12 protein-coding genes are annotated in these 14,512 nt (G+C 72.6%); 3 read left to right on the top strand and 9 right to left on the bottom strand.

Annotation, left to right across the window (positions count from 1 at the left end):
- Positions 1-11 precede the first annotated feature (11 nt).
- Complete coding sequence (argJ, locus tag ACQPZP_RS19395; protein ID WP_433469215.1) at positions 12-1,169, bottom strand: bifunctional glutamate N-acetyltransferase/amino-acid acetyltransferase ArgJ; 1,158 nt, start codon at positions 1,167-1,169, stop codon at positions 12-14.
- Positions 1,166-2,194: an N-acetyl-gamma-glutamyl-phosphate reductase gene (gene argC / locus ACQPZP_RS19390; RefSeq protein ID WP_433479004.1), complete on the bottom strand. Its 1,029-nt coding sequence runs from the start codon at positions 2,192-2,194 to the stop codon at positions 1,166-1,168. The genes argJ and argC overlap by 4 nt, the downstream gene beginning before the upstream one ends.
- 169 nt (positions 2,195-2,363) lie before the next feature.
- Here argC and ACQPZP_RS19385 point away from each other — a divergent pair, with 169 nt between their 5' ends.
- Genes ACQPZP_RS19385 through ACQPZP_RS19375 form a run of 3 tightly spaced genes read left to right on the top strand, consistent with a single transcriptional unit; the run spans position 2,364 to position 4,674 of the window.
- Positions 2,364-2,861: a MarR family winged helix-turn-helix transcriptional regulator gene (locus ACQPZP_RS19385; RefSeq protein WP_433479003.1), complete on the top strand. Its 498-nt coding sequence runs from the start codon at positions 2,364-2,366 to the stop codon at positions 2,859-2,861.
- Positions 2,858-3,826 (top strand): ATP-binding cassette domain-containing protein, encoded by a 969-nt coding sequence (locus ACQPZP_RS19380; protein WP_433479002.1) that lies wholly within the window; start codon positions 2,858-2,860, stop codon positions 3,824-3,826. The genes ACQPZP_RS19385 and ACQPZP_RS19380 overlap by 4 nt, the downstream gene beginning before the upstream one ends.
- Positions 3,823-4,674, top strand: coding sequence for an ABC transporter permease (locus ACQPZP_RS19375; protein WP_433479001.1), 852 nt, complete (start codon positions 3,823-3,825; stop codon positions 4,672-4,674). Before ACQPZP_RS19380 ends, ACQPZP_RS19375 begins: the two co-directional genes overlap by 4 nt.
- Positions 4,675-5,116: 442 nt before the next feature.
- Here the strand turns inward: ACQPZP_RS19375 and ACQPZP_RS19370 are convergent, their stop codons facing one another.
- The 7 genes from ACQPZP_RS19370 to ACQPZP_RS19340 all read right to left on the bottom strand — a co-directional run bounded on the left by ACQPZP_RS19370 (position 5,117) and on the right by ACQPZP_RS19340 (position 14,489).
- Positions 5,117-5,851, bottom strand: coding sequence for a hypothetical protein (locus ACQPZP_RS19370; RefSeq protein WP_433469211.1), 735 nt, complete (start codon positions 5,849-5,851; stop codon positions 5,117-5,119).
- Between the two features lie 89 nt (positions 5,852-5,940).
- Entirely contained in the window at positions 5,941-7,500 is a 1,560-nt protein-coding gene (locus tag ACQPZP_RS19365) for an ABC-F family ATP-binding cassette domain-containing protein (protein ID WP_433479638.1), read from the bottom strand.
- Between the two features lie 365 nt (positions 7,501-7,865).
- Positions 7,866-10,364, bottom strand: coding sequence for a phenylalanine--tRNA ligase subunit beta (pheT, locus tag ACQPZP_RS19360; protein ID WP_433479000.1), 2,499 nt, complete (start codon positions 10,362-10,364; stop codon positions 7,866-7,868).
- A complete protein-coding gene (pheS, locus tag ACQPZP_RS19355; RefSeq protein ID WP_433478999.1) occupies positions 10,364-11,473 on the bottom strand; it encodes a phenylalanine--tRNA ligase subunit alpha in 1,110 nt (369 codons plus the stop codon). The genes pheT and pheS overlap by 1 nt, the downstream gene beginning before the upstream one ends.
- 138 nt (positions 11,474-11,611) lie before the next feature.
- Positions 11,612-12,700, bottom strand: coding sequence for an ATP-binding protein (locus ACQPZP_RS19350; RefSeq protein WP_433478998.1), 1,089 nt, complete (start codon positions 12,698-12,700; stop codon positions 11,612-11,614).
- Positions 12,701-12,888: 188 nt separating this feature from the next.
- Positions 12,889-13,386: an STAS domain-containing protein gene (locus ACQPZP_RS19345; protein WP_433469206.1), complete on the bottom strand. Its 498-nt coding sequence runs from the start codon at positions 13,384-13,386 to the stop codon at positions 12,889-12,891.
- A gap of 287 nt (positions 13,387-13,673) precedes the next feature.
- Complete coding sequence (locus ACQPZP_RS19340) at positions 13,674-14,489, bottom strand: TrmH family RNA methyltransferase (RefSeq protein WP_433478997.1); 816 nt, start codon at positions 14,487-14,489, stop codon at positions 13,674-13,676.
- Between the last annotated feature and the right edge of the window lie 23 nt (positions 14,490-14,512).

The raw sequence follows: 14,512 nt of genomic DNA, 5'->3' as shown, positions 1-14,512 counted from the left end.
GGTGATGCCGCTCATGTCGAATACGCCGAGTTCTCGTGGACGTAGTCGGCGGTGAGGTCGGTCGTCCAGACGGTCGCGCTGTGCGGGCCGGCGGACAGGTCGACGGTGATGGTGACGTCGCGGGGACGCAGATCGACCTTGTCGCGGTCGTCGCCGAACGAGCCGTTCCGGCACACCCACACGCCGTTGATCGCGACGTTCACCTGGCCGGGCTCGAACACCGCGTCGGTGGTGCCCACGGCCGACAGCACCCGGCCCCAGTTCGGGTCCTCACCGTGGATCGCGCACTTCAGCAGGTTGTTGCGGGCGATGGAGCGCCCGACGGTGACGGCGTCGTCCTCGGAGGCGGCGCCGACGACCTCGATCGCGATGGCCTTGGACGCGCCCTCGGCGTCCACGAGCAGCTGCCGGGTGAGGTCGCCGCACACCTCGGTGAGCAGCGCGGTGAACTCGTCCTCGTCCGGGACGACCTCGGTGGCGCCCGAGGCGAGCAGCAGGACGGTGTCGTTGGTGGACATGCAGCCGTCGGAGTCGAGCCGGTCGAGGGTGACGCCGGTGGCCGCGCGCAGCGCCCGGTCCAGCGTCTCCGCGGACAGCGCCGCGTCGGTGGTGATGACGCACAGCATGGTCGCCAGGGACGGGGCGAGCATGCCCGCGCCCTTCGCCATCGCGCCGATCATGTAGCCGCCCGCGCCCTGCCGGAAGGAGATCTTCGCGACGGTGTCGGTGGTGCGGATCGCGTCGGCGGCGGCGAGCCCGCCGTCCCCGCGCGACAGCTCCGCCGCGGCCTTCTCGACGCCGGGGAGCAGCAGGTCCATCGGGAGCCGCTCGCCGATCAGCCCGGTGGAGCAGACGGCGATCTCGCCGGCCGAGTCGTCCAGGATCCCGGCGGCCCGCTCCGCGGTCGCGTGCGTGTCCTGGAAGCCCGCGCTTCCGGTGCAGGCGTTGGCGCCGCCCGCGTTCAGCACGACCGCGCGGACGCGGCCGCCCTTGAGGACCTGCTCCGACCACAGGACGGGGGCGGCCTTCACGCGGTTGCGGGTGAACACGCCGGCGGCCGCCCGCGACGGCCCGTCGTTGACGACGAGGGCCAGGTCGCGGTTGCCGCTGTCCTTCAGCCCGGCGGCGACGCCGGCGGCGCGGAAACCCCGGGGGGCGGTGACGCTCAAGGGGACACTCCGATCGTGGTCAGCCCGAGTTCTTCCGGGAGGCCGAGGGCGAGGTTGGCGCTCTGCACCGCGCCGCCCGCGGTGCCCTTGGTGAGGTTGTCGACGGCGGCGACCACGACGATGCGGCCGGCCGCCTCGTCCAGGGCGGCCTGGACGAGGACGGTGTTGGCGCCGAGCGTCATGGACGTGGCGGGCCACTGCCCCTCCGGCAGCAGCCCCAGGAACGGTTCGTCCGCGTACGCGTCCGCGTAGGCGGCGCGCAGTGTCGCGGCGGTGACGCCGGGGCGCGCTCTGGCCGTGCAGGTGGCGAGGATGCCGCGGCTCATCGGCGCGAGCGTCGGGGTGAAGGAGACCGTGACCGGCTCCCCCGCGACCGCGCTCAGGTTCTGCACCATCTCGGGCGTATGCCTATGCGTGCCGCCGACGGCGTAGGCCGAGACGGAGCCCATGACCTCGCTGCCCAGCAGGTGCGGCTTGAGGGCCCGTCCCGCGCCCGAGGCGCCGGACGCGGCGACCACCACGACGTCGGGCTCGGCGAGACCGGCGGCGAACGCGGGGAACAGCGCGAGGGAGACGGCCGTCGGGTAGCAGCCGGGGACGGCGACGCGTCCGGCGCCGCGCAGCGCCTCGCGCTGCCCGGGCAGTTCCGGCAGGCCGTAGGGCCAGGTGCCCGCGTGGGGCGTTCCGTAGAACCTCTCCCAGTCGGCGGCGTCGGCCAGCCGGTGGTCGGCGCCGCAGTCGACGACCAGGACGTCCTCGCCGAGCTTCTCGGCGATCGGCCCGGACCGGCCGTGTGGCAGCGCCAGGAACACCGCGTCGTGGCCGGAGAGCGTGTCCGGGGTGGTCTCGTCCAGGACGCGGCCGGCCAGGGATCGCAGGTGGGGCTGGTGCGCGCCCAGTTCGGTGCCCGCGTTGGAGCCGGCCGTCAGCGCGCCGATCTCGAACTCTGGATGTCCCGCCAGGATGCGCAGCACCTCGCCGCCCGCGTAACCGCTGGCGCCGGCGACCGCCGTCCGGATTCCCATGTCCACTCTGCCCTTCCGAAGCAACCAGCAAGAGTATGCATGAGGCTGGATGTCTATTCAACGTCGAGGGTGTGTTTTCGCCCTGCTGAGACGAGGGCCACATGGCCCGCGAATTAGTTAGAGGTCTAAAGATTTGCCATCTAAACATCAGCCGCCTAACATCACCCGCATGGAGAACCTCGGCCTCGGGGACCTGAAGGCGCTCGGTCCCATGGAGGAGTGGCCGGTCGGGCGGCTCTTCGCCGCCGCCTCCCGGCTGTCCGGCCCCATCGTGTGGCGGATCATCGAGAAGCACGGCATCAGCCCCGCGGGGTTCTTCCTGCTGCGCCTGCTCATCACCGAGGACGGGCTGCGCCCCGGCGAGGTCGCCAAGCGGCTGCTCGTCACCCCCGCCACGGTCACCTCGGTGGTCGACACGCTGGAACGCAACGGGCATGTGCGGCGCGAACGCTCCTACCGGGACCGGCGCGGCGTGATGCTGCGCATCACCGACTCCGGCCGGCGGCTGCTCGCCGAGAAGTCCCAGCCCATCGGCCAGGACCTCGCGCGCCTCTACGACGTGGTCGACGAGGGCGACGAGGCCGCCGTCCGCAGGTTCCTGCTCAACCTGATCAAGAAGTTCGAGAACTACTCCCACGACGAGGAAGCGAAGGGGGACGGCGAGTGACAGAGCCTCCGGAGGCCGCCGTTCGCACGGTCGGCCTGAAGAAGACCTATCCCGCGTCCGGTCCGCGTCCCGCGGTGCCCGCCGTGCAGGGCATCGACCTGGACGTCCCGCGCGGCGAGTTCTTCGGGCTGCTCGGCCCGAACGGCGCGGGCAAGTCGACGACCATCGGCATGCTCACCACGCTGGTCGTCCCGACCGGCGGCAGCGCGCACGTGTCCGGCCTGGACGTCGTGAAGGACGCCGTCGAGATCAAGCGCCGCATCGGCGTCGTGTCGCAGAACAACACGCTCGACAGCGACCTGACCGTCGCCGAGAACCTGGAGTTCCGCGGCCGGTACTTCGGGCTGGCCGCCCGGGACGCCCGCAGGCGCGCCACCGAGCTGCTGGAGCTGTTCGGGCTCACCGAGCAGCGCGGCGGCAACCCGTTCGAGATCTCCGGCGGCCAGGCCAAGCGCGTCATGATCTGCCGGGCCCTCATGCACGGCCCGGAGGTCCTCTTCCTGGACGAGCCGACCGCCGGGCTCGACCCGCAGACCCGCACCAACCTGTGGGAGGTGCTGCGCGGCCTGCAGGCGGCCGGGCAGACCATCCTCCTCACCACCCACTACATGGAGGAGGCCGAGGCGCTCTGCGACCGGGTCGCGGTCGTCGACCACGGCAAGATCCTCGCCAGCGGCACGGTGGACCAGCTCAAGTCCAACGCCGGCGCCGACACCGTCATCACGGTGACCTACGACGCCCCCGCCCCGCAGGAGATCAAGAAGCTCGGCGACCGGAGCGGCATCAGCAAGGTCGAGGTCAACGACGGCCAGGTCCGCGTCTTCGCCGCCGAGCCCGACGGCATCCTCGGCGAGCTCGTCACGATCGGCTCGGCCGCCGGGGTGGGCGTCACCGACGCGACCCAGCTCCGTCCCAGCCTGGAGACCGTCTTCCTCACCCTCACCGGAAGGGACTACCGCGAATGACCGCGTCCGCCGCCCCCGCCGTCCTGGCGCCGCCGCCGCCGGCGCGGGCCACGATCCCCCGCACGTTCGCCGCCATGATGGCGCGCGAGGCGCGGGTCATGCGCAAGAACTTCCTGTCGACGTTCATCCGGGTGCTGGTGCAGCCGGTGATGTTCGTCTTCGTGTTCGCCTACGTGCTGCCGAAGCTCGGCGGCGGCGCGATGGCGGGCGGGCCGGGCGGGCCCACGTTCTCCACCATCCTGCTGCCCGGCCTCGTCGGCTCGTCCATCATCATGCAGGCGATGATGGCGGTGATCTTCCCGCTGATGATGGAGCTGACCTGGCAGAAGTCGATCACCGACCGGGCGCTGGCGCCGGTGCCCGTGCCGCTGCTGGCCGCCCAGAAGATCATCGCGGCGGCGACGCAGGGCCTGATCGGCGGGCTGCTGGTGTTCCCGGCGGTGCTGTTCATCCACGCCGACGGCGAGTCGCCCGAGGTGCACGTGGACAACTGGCCCGTCCTGATCGTGGTGATGGTGGTCGGCGCGCTGCTGTCGGCGTCCGGCGGGCTGCTGCTCGGCACGCTGATGAACCCGCAGAAGGTCCAGGTGCTGTTCGCGATGGTCCTGCTGCCGATGACCATGCTCGGCTGCGTGTACTACCCGTGGTCGGCGCTGGACAACATCCGCTGGCTGCAGATCCTCAGCCTGTTCAACCCGCTGGTGTACGTCAGCGAGGGGCTGCGGAGCGCGCTCACCCCGGAGATCCCGCACATGCCGGTGTGGGCGTTCCTGCTGGCCATCGTGGGCGGGACGATCCTGCTGACATGGGCCGCGACCCGCACGTTCACCAAGCGGGTGCTGACCTGACCCGAGCGCAGGAGCGGGCGGGGCCCGAGGGTTTTGCCATCCCCCGGGCCCCTGTGGTTACCGCCCAATTCGCACGCCGGCACATGGATGGACGCGGATCAGTCTGAATCCCTTGTGCGTTGCCGTTACGCCATCGCCCCACGAGCGGAGCGAGCCGGACTCGAACCGGCATCTCAAGGGTGATCGTCCACGTCCGGGCGATCCGGCGATCGGCGGTGAATGCTGAGTCTGGAGCGAGAGTCTGAGATTGAGCGGGCAGGCCGCCTCTACCGGTTGGGCTACCCCGGCACGGGTGCCGGGGGCGGGATTCGAACCCGCACTGTCACCCACCCTCGTCAGCTTCGGCTTCAGCTTCAGCTTGCGCTCCTCGCGCACCCCCCGCGCCATGGCGGGGGGATCCTATTGACTTGTCACTTGTTCCGGCGCGGGCGGCGCCGGCCGGTCAGCCGAAGAGGTAGCCGAAGACCGCCTCGCCGACCCGCTGGTCGGTCACCTCGATCCCGTTGGCCTCCTCGCGCGCGAACTTGACCGCGTCCTGCAGCCTCTCGACGCGGCCGAGCAGCTCGTTGACGCGCCTGGCCGGGAGGGCGCCGGAGAACTTCACCGTCGTCCAGTGCCCGACGGCGACGTCCTCGTAGTACACCTCGACCTGGGCCGGGTGCTTCTCGGTCGCCTCGGCCTTGACGTGGTTGCGCGGGACCTTCTTCGTCTTCACGGTGCGGACGGCCTCGGTCCGCCACACGTCGGTGGACGGGTCGAAGGTCCACGTCTCGGCCGCGTCCAGCACCGGCAGCTTCTTGACGAAGGTGTGCAGGTCCTTCAGCTGCTTCTCCAGGAACAGCAGGTAGGAGACGGGCACGTCGCGCAGGAGCGTCGTGCCGTCCACCGTCACGTCGGCGCGGGCGACGCAGTTGGCCCAGTCCTTCGTGGCGGTGACGTCGAACAGCCGGGTCAGCGAGGACGTGACCTCGCGCAGCACGTCGTCCACCTTGGTCTGCACCCGGGTGGACTCCGCCGGCAGCTGCTCCCCCTCCTCGTCCTTCGGCTGGTAGGCCCGCGAGATGCCGGACAGCAGCGGAGCCTTCTGGACCGCGTGGTGCGCGGCGGTCAGGTCCTGGAAGGACTTGCTCTTGACGCCCTTCTCCACCGCGATGATCTGATTCAGCTTGGTCGGCACCCCGTCCACTCCCCTCGTTTCGACGATGACCGTAACAGTGACGCTTCGGGAGATCACCGCATTTTCCGGTAGTCAGACGGTTCGTCCGGTCACTCCATCGGCTCGATCTCGGCCAGGCCGGCCGTGCGGTCCATCCGCAGCCAGCGGGTGACGCCGAGGGTGCGCAGGAACGGCACGTCGTGGCTGACCACGACCAACGCCCCCTGGTAGGCGGCCAGGGCCTGCGCGAGCTGCGCGGCACTGGCCATGTCGAGGTTGTTCGTCGGCTCGTCCAGGAGCAGCAGCTTCGGGGCGGGCTCGGCGAGCAGCAGCGACGCCAGCACGGCGCGGAACCGTTCCCCGCCCGACAAGGTCCCTGCGGGCCGGTCGGCCCGCGCGCCGCGGAACAGGAACCGCGCCAGCCCGGCGCGGACCTCCGACGGCGACGCCGACGGCGCCTGCGCACGGACGTTCTCGGCGACGCTGAGCGCCCCGTCGAGGACGTCGAGCCGCTGCGGCAGGTACCGGACGCCGTTCACGCCGATCCTGACGGTCATGCCGTCCGGGACGCGCTCGCCCGTGAGCGCCCGGAGGAAGGTGGTCTTGCCGGAGCCGTTCGGGCCGACCAGCGCGATCCGCTCCGGGCCCCGGACGATCAGCTCGGTGAGCGTGCCGACCTCGGGTTCGGCCGCGCCGAGCCCGGTCACGGTCGCGACCGTGCGCCCGGCCGGGACACGGGTGGCGGGCAGCTCGATGCGGATCTCGGCGTCCTCGCGGACCGCGTCCTCCGCCTCGGTGAGCCGCGTCCGGGCGTCAGCGAGCCGTTCCTCGTGCATGATGCGGTGCTTGCCCGCCGACTCCTGCGCCTGCCGCTTGCGCGCCCCCATCACGATCTTGGGCTCGCGCTTGTTCTCCTGCATCTTCCTGCCGTACCGCTGGCGGCGGGCCAGCTTGACGTGGGCCTCCTCCAGTTCGCGTTTCTGGCGGCGCAGATCGGTCTCCGCCGCCCTGACGGTGCGTTCCGCGGCCTCCTTCTCGACGGCGAGGAACTCCTCGTAGGCCGCCAGGTTGCCGCCGAACGTCCGGACGGCGCCGTCGCGCAGATCGGCGATCTCGCCGACGCGGTCGAGCAGTTCCCGGTCGTGGCTGACCACGACCAGCACGCCCGTCCAGGACGCGACCGCGTCGTACAGGCGGTGCCGGGCGTCCAGGTCCAGGTTGTTGGTCGGCTCGTCCAGCAGCAGGACGTCGGGGCGCGCGAGGAACCGGGCGGCGAGCCCGACCATCACCGCCTCGCCGCCCGACAGCGTCGGGACGGTCCGGTCCAGGTCGAGGTGGTCGAGGCCGAGCCGGTCGAGTTCGGCGCGGGCGCGCTCCTCGACGTCCCAGTCGTCGCCTACGGCGGCGAAGTTCTCCTCGGCGGCCTCACCGCGCTCGATGGCGTGCAGCGCGGTGCGTGTCGCGGTGATGCCGAGCAGATCGGAGACGGTGGCGGCGTCGTCCAGGACGAGGTTCTGCGGCAGGTAGCCGACCTCGCCCTCGACGGCGACGCTCCCCGACCCGGGCCGCAGCTCGCCGGCGATGATCTTCAGCAGGGTGGACTTGCCGGAGCCGTTGACGCCGATGAGGCCGGTACGGCCGGTGCCGAACGCGGCATCGAGGCCGTCCAGGACGACGGTGCCGTCCTCTCACGCGAAGGACAGGTCCGAGCACACGATGGCGAAAGACATGAGGGGCGGCCTCCATGGTGAAAGAGAGATGCGGGACGCATGGAGACACCGCGGATCGCGCGACGCGCCGGCGGGCATGAAGAAGCCCGGCGGGATCAGAGTCCGCACTGAGGTCACGTGCGCGGGCCGGTGGACGGCCGCTGCGCGGTGTCGGACCTCAGTTCCTCAATGGACTCCCCAGCCGGGCGACGATGTGACGGGGTAAGGCTACCCGAGGACTTATCGCAACACAAGTAGTGTTAAGGCGCGGTCGAACACGAACGTGCCCGGCCCCTCGGCCGGGTCCGGGCACGTTCCGTGCTTCGTCAGGCGCCGCGCAGGACGGCTCCGGTGCGGTCGGACGCCGCCGCCACCGCGGCGTCGCGGGCCTCGGACGCCTCCTCGGCGGTGAGCGTGCGGTCCGGGGCGCGGAACCGCAGCGCGTACGCCAGCGACTTGCGGCCCTCGCCCACCTGCTCGCCGGTGTAGACGTCGAACAGCCGGATCGCCTCCAGCAGGTCACCGGCGCCGTCGCGCAACGCGGTCTCGACCTCGGCGGCGGGCACCGCGGAGTCGACGACCAGCGCGACGTCCTGCGTGGCGACCGGGTAGGACGACACGTGCGGCGCCCGCACCGGCACCGGGTCGCCGAGGCGGCCCAGTTCCAGCTCCATCGCGCACGTCCGCGGCGGCAGCCCGTACGCCTTGATCACCCGCGGGTGCAGTTCGCCGGCGTGCCCGGCGAGCGTGTCGCCGGCGTACAGCGCGGCGCAGCGGCCCGGGTGCCACGGCTCGTGCTGGTCGGCCTTGACGGTCAGCTCGACGCCGACCTCCCGGGCCACCGTCCGGGCGGCCTCGATCGCGTCCGCCCACAGCGCCGGGCGGCCCTCGCCCCACCAGCCCGACGGCTCGCGGTCGCCGGACAGCACGACCGCGACCCGGTGCGGCTGGTCCGGCAGCGCCGCCTCCACGGTGGCGACCTCATCGGCGGTCGGGCCCCGGTCCACGGCCAGGCGCGGAGCCCGCTCCGGCGCGTCCGGACGCGGCCGGAAAACCACGCCGATCTCGAACAGGGCGGCGTCGCCGAAGCCGCGCCCCACGTTGAGCGCCAGCACCTTGAGCAGGCCCGGCAGCAGCGTGGTGCGCAGCAGCGGCTCCTCCTCCGACAGCGGGTTCGCGAGCCGCAGCGTCCGCCGCCGCGCGTCGCCGGCCGGAAGGTGGAGACCGTCCAGGTCCTTCTCGGCGATGAAGGGGAAGGCCAGCGCCTCCACGTACCCGGCGCCGGCGAGGGCGCGGCCGACCCGGCGGCGCAGCCGCTGCCGCGCGGTCAGGCCCTTGCCCGCCGCCGGGCGCGGCGCCCGGGCCGGGATGTCCTCGTACCCCTCCAGCCGGATGACCTCCTCGGCGAGGTCGTTCGGGTCGGTGAGGTCGGGGCGCCAGGACGGCGGGGTCACCGTCAGCACGCCGTCCCCGGCGACCGTGCAGCCCACCTGCTCCAGCCGCCGGACGACCGCGTCCCGCCCGTACGTCACGCCCGCGACCCTGTCGGGATGACCGGCGGGCATCGTCAGCGTGGCCGGCTCGACCGGCGCCTCCGCGTGGGTGACACCGGGCACGATCTCCGCGCCGCCGAACTCGGCGAGCATCCGCACCGCCCGGTACGAGGCGTACAGCGGCAGCTCGCGGTCGACGCCGCGTTCGAACCGGTGGGACGCCTCGCTGTGCAGCCGGTGCCGGCGGCTCATCCGCGCGGTGCCCATGGCGTCGAAGTGCGCGGCCTCGATGACCATGTCGGCCGACCGCTCGTCGATCTCGGTGGCGAGCCCGCCCATCGTGCCGGCCATCGAGATCGGCCCCGACTCGTCGGTGATGAGGATGTCGTCGGGGTCGAGGGTCCGCTTGACGTGGTCGAGCGTCTCCAGCTTCTCGCCCGGGGCGGCGCGCCGCACCACGATCGGGCCGGTGAGCTTGCCCCGGTCGAAGGCGTGCAGGGGCTGGCCCAGCTCCAGCATCAGGTAGTTGGTGACGTCCACCGCCAGCGACACCGGGCGCATCCCGGCGCGGTGCAGGCGGACCTGCATCCACATCGGCGTCTTCGCGTCCGGGTCGAAGCCGCGCACCTCGCGGAGCACGAACCGGTCGCACGCGGACGGGTCGCCGATGCTCGCCGGATACGCCTCCCCCCCGTCCTCCAGCCCCCGCCCGCCGCCAGCGGGGAGTTCCACGTCCGCCGGGTCCTTGAACGGCACCCCGTAGGCGGTCGCGGCCTCGCGGGCGATGCCGCGGATCGACAGGGCGTAGCCGCGGTCGGGGGTGACGGCGATGTCCAGGACGTCGTCGCGCAGCCCGAGCAGCTCGATCGCGTCCGCGCCGACAGGGGTGTCCTGCGGCAGCACCAGGATGCCGCTGTGGTCGTCGCCGATGCCGAGCTCGGTCACCGAGCAGATCATGCCCTCGGACATGCGGCCGTAGGTCTTGCGGGCGCCGATCTCGAAGCCGCCCGGCAGCACGCCGCCCGGCAGGATCACCACGACGTGGTCGCCGACGGCGAAGTTGGTGGCGCCGCACACGATGTTCTGCGGCTCGCCGGTCCCGTTGGCGTCGCCGACGTTCACCTGGCAGTAGCGGATCGGCTTCTTGAAGCCGGTCAGCTCCTCGATCGCCAGCACCTCGCCGACCACCAGCGGGCCGGTGAGGTCGGCGCCGGCCTGCTCGACGGTCTCGACCTCCAGGCCGGCCGCGATCAGCTCGGCGGCCAGCGCACGCCCCGTGACGCCGGCCGGCAGCTCGGCGTACTCGCGCACCCAGGAAAGCGGGGCCCGCATCAGATCTCCGTCCCGAACGGGAGGGTGAACCGGACGTCACCCTCCACCATGTCGTACATGTCCTCGACGCCGTGGCGGAACATCAGCGTCCGCTCGACGCCCAGCCCGAACGCCCAGCCGCTGTAGCGGTCCGGGTCGACGCCGCAGGCCACCAGCACCCGGGGGTTGACCATGCCGCAGCCGCCCAGCTCGATCCAGCCCTCCGAGCTGCAGGTGCGGCACGGCTCGGCGCCCGGCTCCGCGGACGCGCCCCGGCACACGAAGCACAGCATGTCCACCTCGGCGGACGGCTCGGTGAACGGGAAGTACGACGGCCTGAATCGCGTCTTCAGCCCCTCACCGAACATGCCGGTGACGAAAGCGTCGATGCCGCCGCGCAGGTCGGCCATCGTCAGGCCCTCGTCGACGGCCAGGCCCTCCAGCTGGTGGAAGACGGGGCTGTGCGTGGCGTCCAGCTCGTCGGTGCGGAACGTGCGCCCCGGAGCCACCACGTACACCGGCAGCGGCCGCGACAGCAGCGACCTGATCTGCATCGGGGAGGTGTGCGTGCGCATCACCAGCCCGGACTCCTCCGACTCCACGAAGAAGGTGTCCTGCATCGTGCGGGCCGGGTGGTCGGGCAGGAAGTTCAGCGCGTCGAAGTTGAACCACTCCGCCTCGACCTCGGGGCCCTCGGAGACCTCGAAGCCCATGGAGACGAAGACGTCGGCCATCCGCTCCTGCATCGTGGTCAGCGGGTGCCGGGCGCCGCGCGGGGCGCGGTCCCACGGGAGCGTGACGTCGACGGTCTCCTCGACGAGGACGCGCTGGTCGCGCTCCTCCTCCAGCTCGGCCTGGCGCGCCTTGAGCGCCTGGGACACCGCGCCGCGGGCGGCGCCGATGCGCTTGCCGGCGTCGGCGCGGGCCGCGGGCGGCAGCGCGCCGATCTCGCGGTTGGCGAGGGCGAGCGGGGAACGGTCGCCGGCGTGCGCCAGGCGGACCTGCTTCAGGTCGTCGAGGCCGGACGCCGCGGCGATGGCCGCGAGCGCCTCGTCACGGGCCCGCTCCAGCTCTTCCGGCTGCAGCGCGGACACCTCGACGGGATCATAGGACTTGTTGGGTGCAGACATGGTGGTGTGATCGACTCCGGTCGGCGTGGGACGCCCGCAGTCTAGTGCGCGGGCGATGAGGATCCGGAAAGCGTGCGCGTGACGCGCTGGCCCTGTCGGGGTTTCCGCCCGCGGCGTACCCGGCTGCGTGCGCCGGATTCAGCTCGCGTAGTCGGGGGCCCCTGCGGGCACGGTAAATCGGAACTCGGCGCCGCCGCCGGGCGCCCGCCGCACGGTGATCACGCCGCCGTGCGCCTCGACCAGGCCCTTGACGATGTAGAGCCCGAGGCCGGTGCCGCCGCGGCGGTTGCCGCCGGGGCCGCGCCAGAACTGCCGGAAGACGCGCTGGACGGCCTCGGGCGGAATGCCCTCGCCCTCGTCGCGCACCGACACGGCGGCTCCCTCCTTGTGCGCATCCGGCTCCACCACGATGGTGACAGTACCCGCTCCGTGCCGCACCGCGTTTTCGACGAGGTTGCCGAGGATCTGATCCATCTTGTCGGGGTCGAGCCACATCTCGGGCAGCTCGCCGCGCGTCTCGAACCGGAACCGGTCCTCCGGCTCGCCGGCCGCGACCCGGCCCGCGATGACCTTGCGGACCTCCCCGGGGATGTCGACGACCTGGCGGTGCATCTCCAGCCGGCCGGCCTCGATGCGGGACACGTCCAGCAGCTCGGTGATCAGCCGGGTGACCCGGTCGGCGTCGGCGTTGACGGTCTCCAGCATGACCCGCTTCTGGTCGTCGTTGAAGCGGTGCCACTTGGCCAGCAGCGTCGCGGTGAACCCCTTGACGCTGGTCAGCGGGGAGCGCAGCTCGTGCGCGACGGTGGAGACGAGGTCGGCGCGGTCGCGTTCCTGCCGGGTGCGGTGCAGGGCGTCGCGCAGGCACACGGTGAACCGTTCCACCCGCCTGTCGCCGCCGCGCCGGTACGCGGCGGTCACCAGCACCTCGGTGCCGCCGGGCAGGAAGAGCACCCGCTCGGGGTGCCGGGTGCGGGTGGAGAGGCCGTCGTAGGGGGCCAGGCACTTCCACCAGTCGCGGCCTTCGGCGTCGTGCAGCGGCAGGACGTCGCGGAAGTCGCGGCCCAGCGCGGACGCGGCGGGAATCCCGGTGATGCGCGCGGCGGCGGCGTTGAACACCAGCACGCGGGCGTCCCGCCCGGCGACCAGCAGCCCGTCGGGCAGGTCGTCCGCAGTGCCCTCCTCGGGGACCGGCCCGGACCCGGCCTCGGGCACGCGCGCGGCCACGAGAGGGGGTTCCTCTCCGCCCACAGCGGCCTCCACAACACCGATGAGAACGCGGCCTGTCGAAAAGAGACTCTAGCCGGAGTCGGGCCCCTGGCGGGACCCGGAAACCGCCCGGCGGCAAGGCATGTGTGGCCTCCGGGCGGTGTGCCGCCCACTCCGGGGGGCGGCCTCACCAGGACGTCCGCGGCTCACCGCGAGGTGGTCGGCGAGTCCTGTCCGGAGAGCGCCCGACCGGACAGCGCCGCCTCGACGTCCGGGTGGATCGCGAACAGGTTGTGCAGCCCGGTGATGCGCAGGAGCCGCAGCTGCGCGGGCCGGACCCCGGCGAGGACGATCTCGCCGCCGCCGGCCGCGATCTGGTTGTGCGCGGCGACCAGCGCGCCGAGCCCGGCCGCGTCGCAGAACGGGACGGCGGTGAAGTCGGCCACCAGCCGGCGCGGCCCCGCCTCGTGCAGTCCCACGAGCCGGTCGCGCAGCGAGCCGGCCGTGCGCAGGTCGATCTCCCCGGCCACCGCGACGACGGCCGTGTCGCCGCGCACCCGGGAGATCTCGATCCGCAGCCCGTCCGCCGCGGCCTGCGCGCCGGGGAAGCCCGGAGCGGTGGCCGCGCGGACCGAACCGGCCCGGCACCGCACCTCCGGCGCCCGCCGGCCCGCCCGTACGGCACGCCTGGTCTCCTCGGTCATCACGCTCGCCCCCAACTTTGCGCGGCATCGTCGCCGCCCTGGTCAACGCACTGATCAACACGTTAGGCGCGGGGCGGGACGACGTAATCCACCGCCGGTCCCCATCCCGCTCCTACCTGCGAACGAGTCGCGCGCGGCGGCCGACCCCCCGCCTGCCGTCCGCGCGCAGACAATTCTCCCAGCTCACCCGCCGGAAAACGGCGCGCGGGGCGACCGATTGCGGCCAACCGATCACGGAATGCATTGAACCTCCGCGACCGCCCGCACGTGCGGCCCCCTCCGCCCCGCTAGGACGTGCGCTGGGCACGGGCCGACGCATAGAGGCATACGGCCGCCGCCGTCGCCAGGTTCAGGCTCTCGGCCCGCCCGTAGATGGGCACGCGCACCACCTCGTCCACGTGCCGGAGGATCTCCTCGGGCAGTCCCCACGCCTCGTTCCCGAACACCCACGCGGTGGGGCGCGCGAGCAGCCCCTCGTCGATCGCCCCGTCGAGGGTGCGGTCGCCGGCGCCGTCGGCGGCGAGGACGGTGAGGCCCGCGCCCTTCAGCTCGGGGATCAGCGTGTCGAACCGCGGGCCGACCACGACCGGCAGATGGAACAGGCTGCCCGCCGAGGCGCGGACGCACTTGCCGTTGTAGGGGTCGACGGACGCGTCGGTGAACACGACCGTCTCCGAGCCGGCGGCGTCGGCGGTGCGCAGCACGGTTCCCGCGTTGCCCGGGTCGCGGACGTGCGCGAGGACGGTCACCAGCCGGGGTCCGGCCTCCAGCGCCTCGCCGAGCGGGACGTCGACGAACTCGCAGACCGCCAGCAGCCCCTGCGGGGTGACGGTCTGGGCCAGTTCCGCCATGACCTCGCCGCTGACGCGCAGCACCGGCGCGCCGGCGCGCTCGGCGGCGAGCACCAGCTCGGGGTGGCGGGTCTCCGCCTCGGCCGTGGTGAACAGCTCGGCGAGCCCGCCGGGGATCTCCAGCGCCTCCCGCACCGCCTGCGGCCCCTCGGCGAGGAACCGGTTCTCGCGGCGCCGGAAGGCGCGTTTGGCGAGCCGCCGAGCGGCCTTCACCCGCGGTGATCGGAGAGAGGTCAGCTCGCGGCCCGCCATGTCGCCGTAATCGCCCGTATGCC

It is taken from the genome of Spirillospora sp. CA-142024, from assembly GCF_050942325.1.
Lineage (GTDB): Bacteria > Actinomycetota > Actinomycetes > Streptosporangiales > Streptosporangiaceae > Spirillospora.
Note: the sequence above shows the minus strand (reverse complement) of the source record. Positions and strands in the feature narration are given on the sequence as shown.

Coding starts and splice junctions, on each gene's coding strand:
- argC (WP_433479004.1), bottom strand. CDS start 2,194: ATGGGAATCCGGACGGCGGTCGCCGGCGCCAGCGGTTACGCGGGCGGC.
- pheT (WP_433479000.1), bottom strand. CDS start 10,364: ATGCGGGCCCCGCTTTCCTGGGTGCGCGAGTACGCCGAGCTGCCGGCC.
- ACQPZP_RS19345 (WP_433469206.1), bottom strand. CDS start 13,386: ATGACCGAGGAGACCAGGCGTGCCGTACGGGCGGGCCGGCGGGCGCCG.
- ACQPZP_RS19375 (WP_433479001.1), top strand. CDS start 3,823: ATGACCGCGTCCGCCGCCCCCGCCGTCCTGGCGCCGCCGCCGCCGGCG.
- ACQPZP_RS19385 (WP_433479003.1), top strand. CDS start 2,364: ATGGAGAACCTCGGCCTCGGGGACCTGAAGGCGCTCGGTCCCATGGAG.
- pheS (WP_433478999.1), bottom strand. CDS start 11,473: ATGTCTGCACCCAACAAGTCCTATGATCCCGTCGAGGTGTCCGCGCTG.
- ACQPZP_RS19340 (WP_433478997.1), bottom strand. CDS start 14,489: ATGGCGGGCCGCGAGCTGACCTCTCTCCGATCACCGCGGGTGAAGGCC.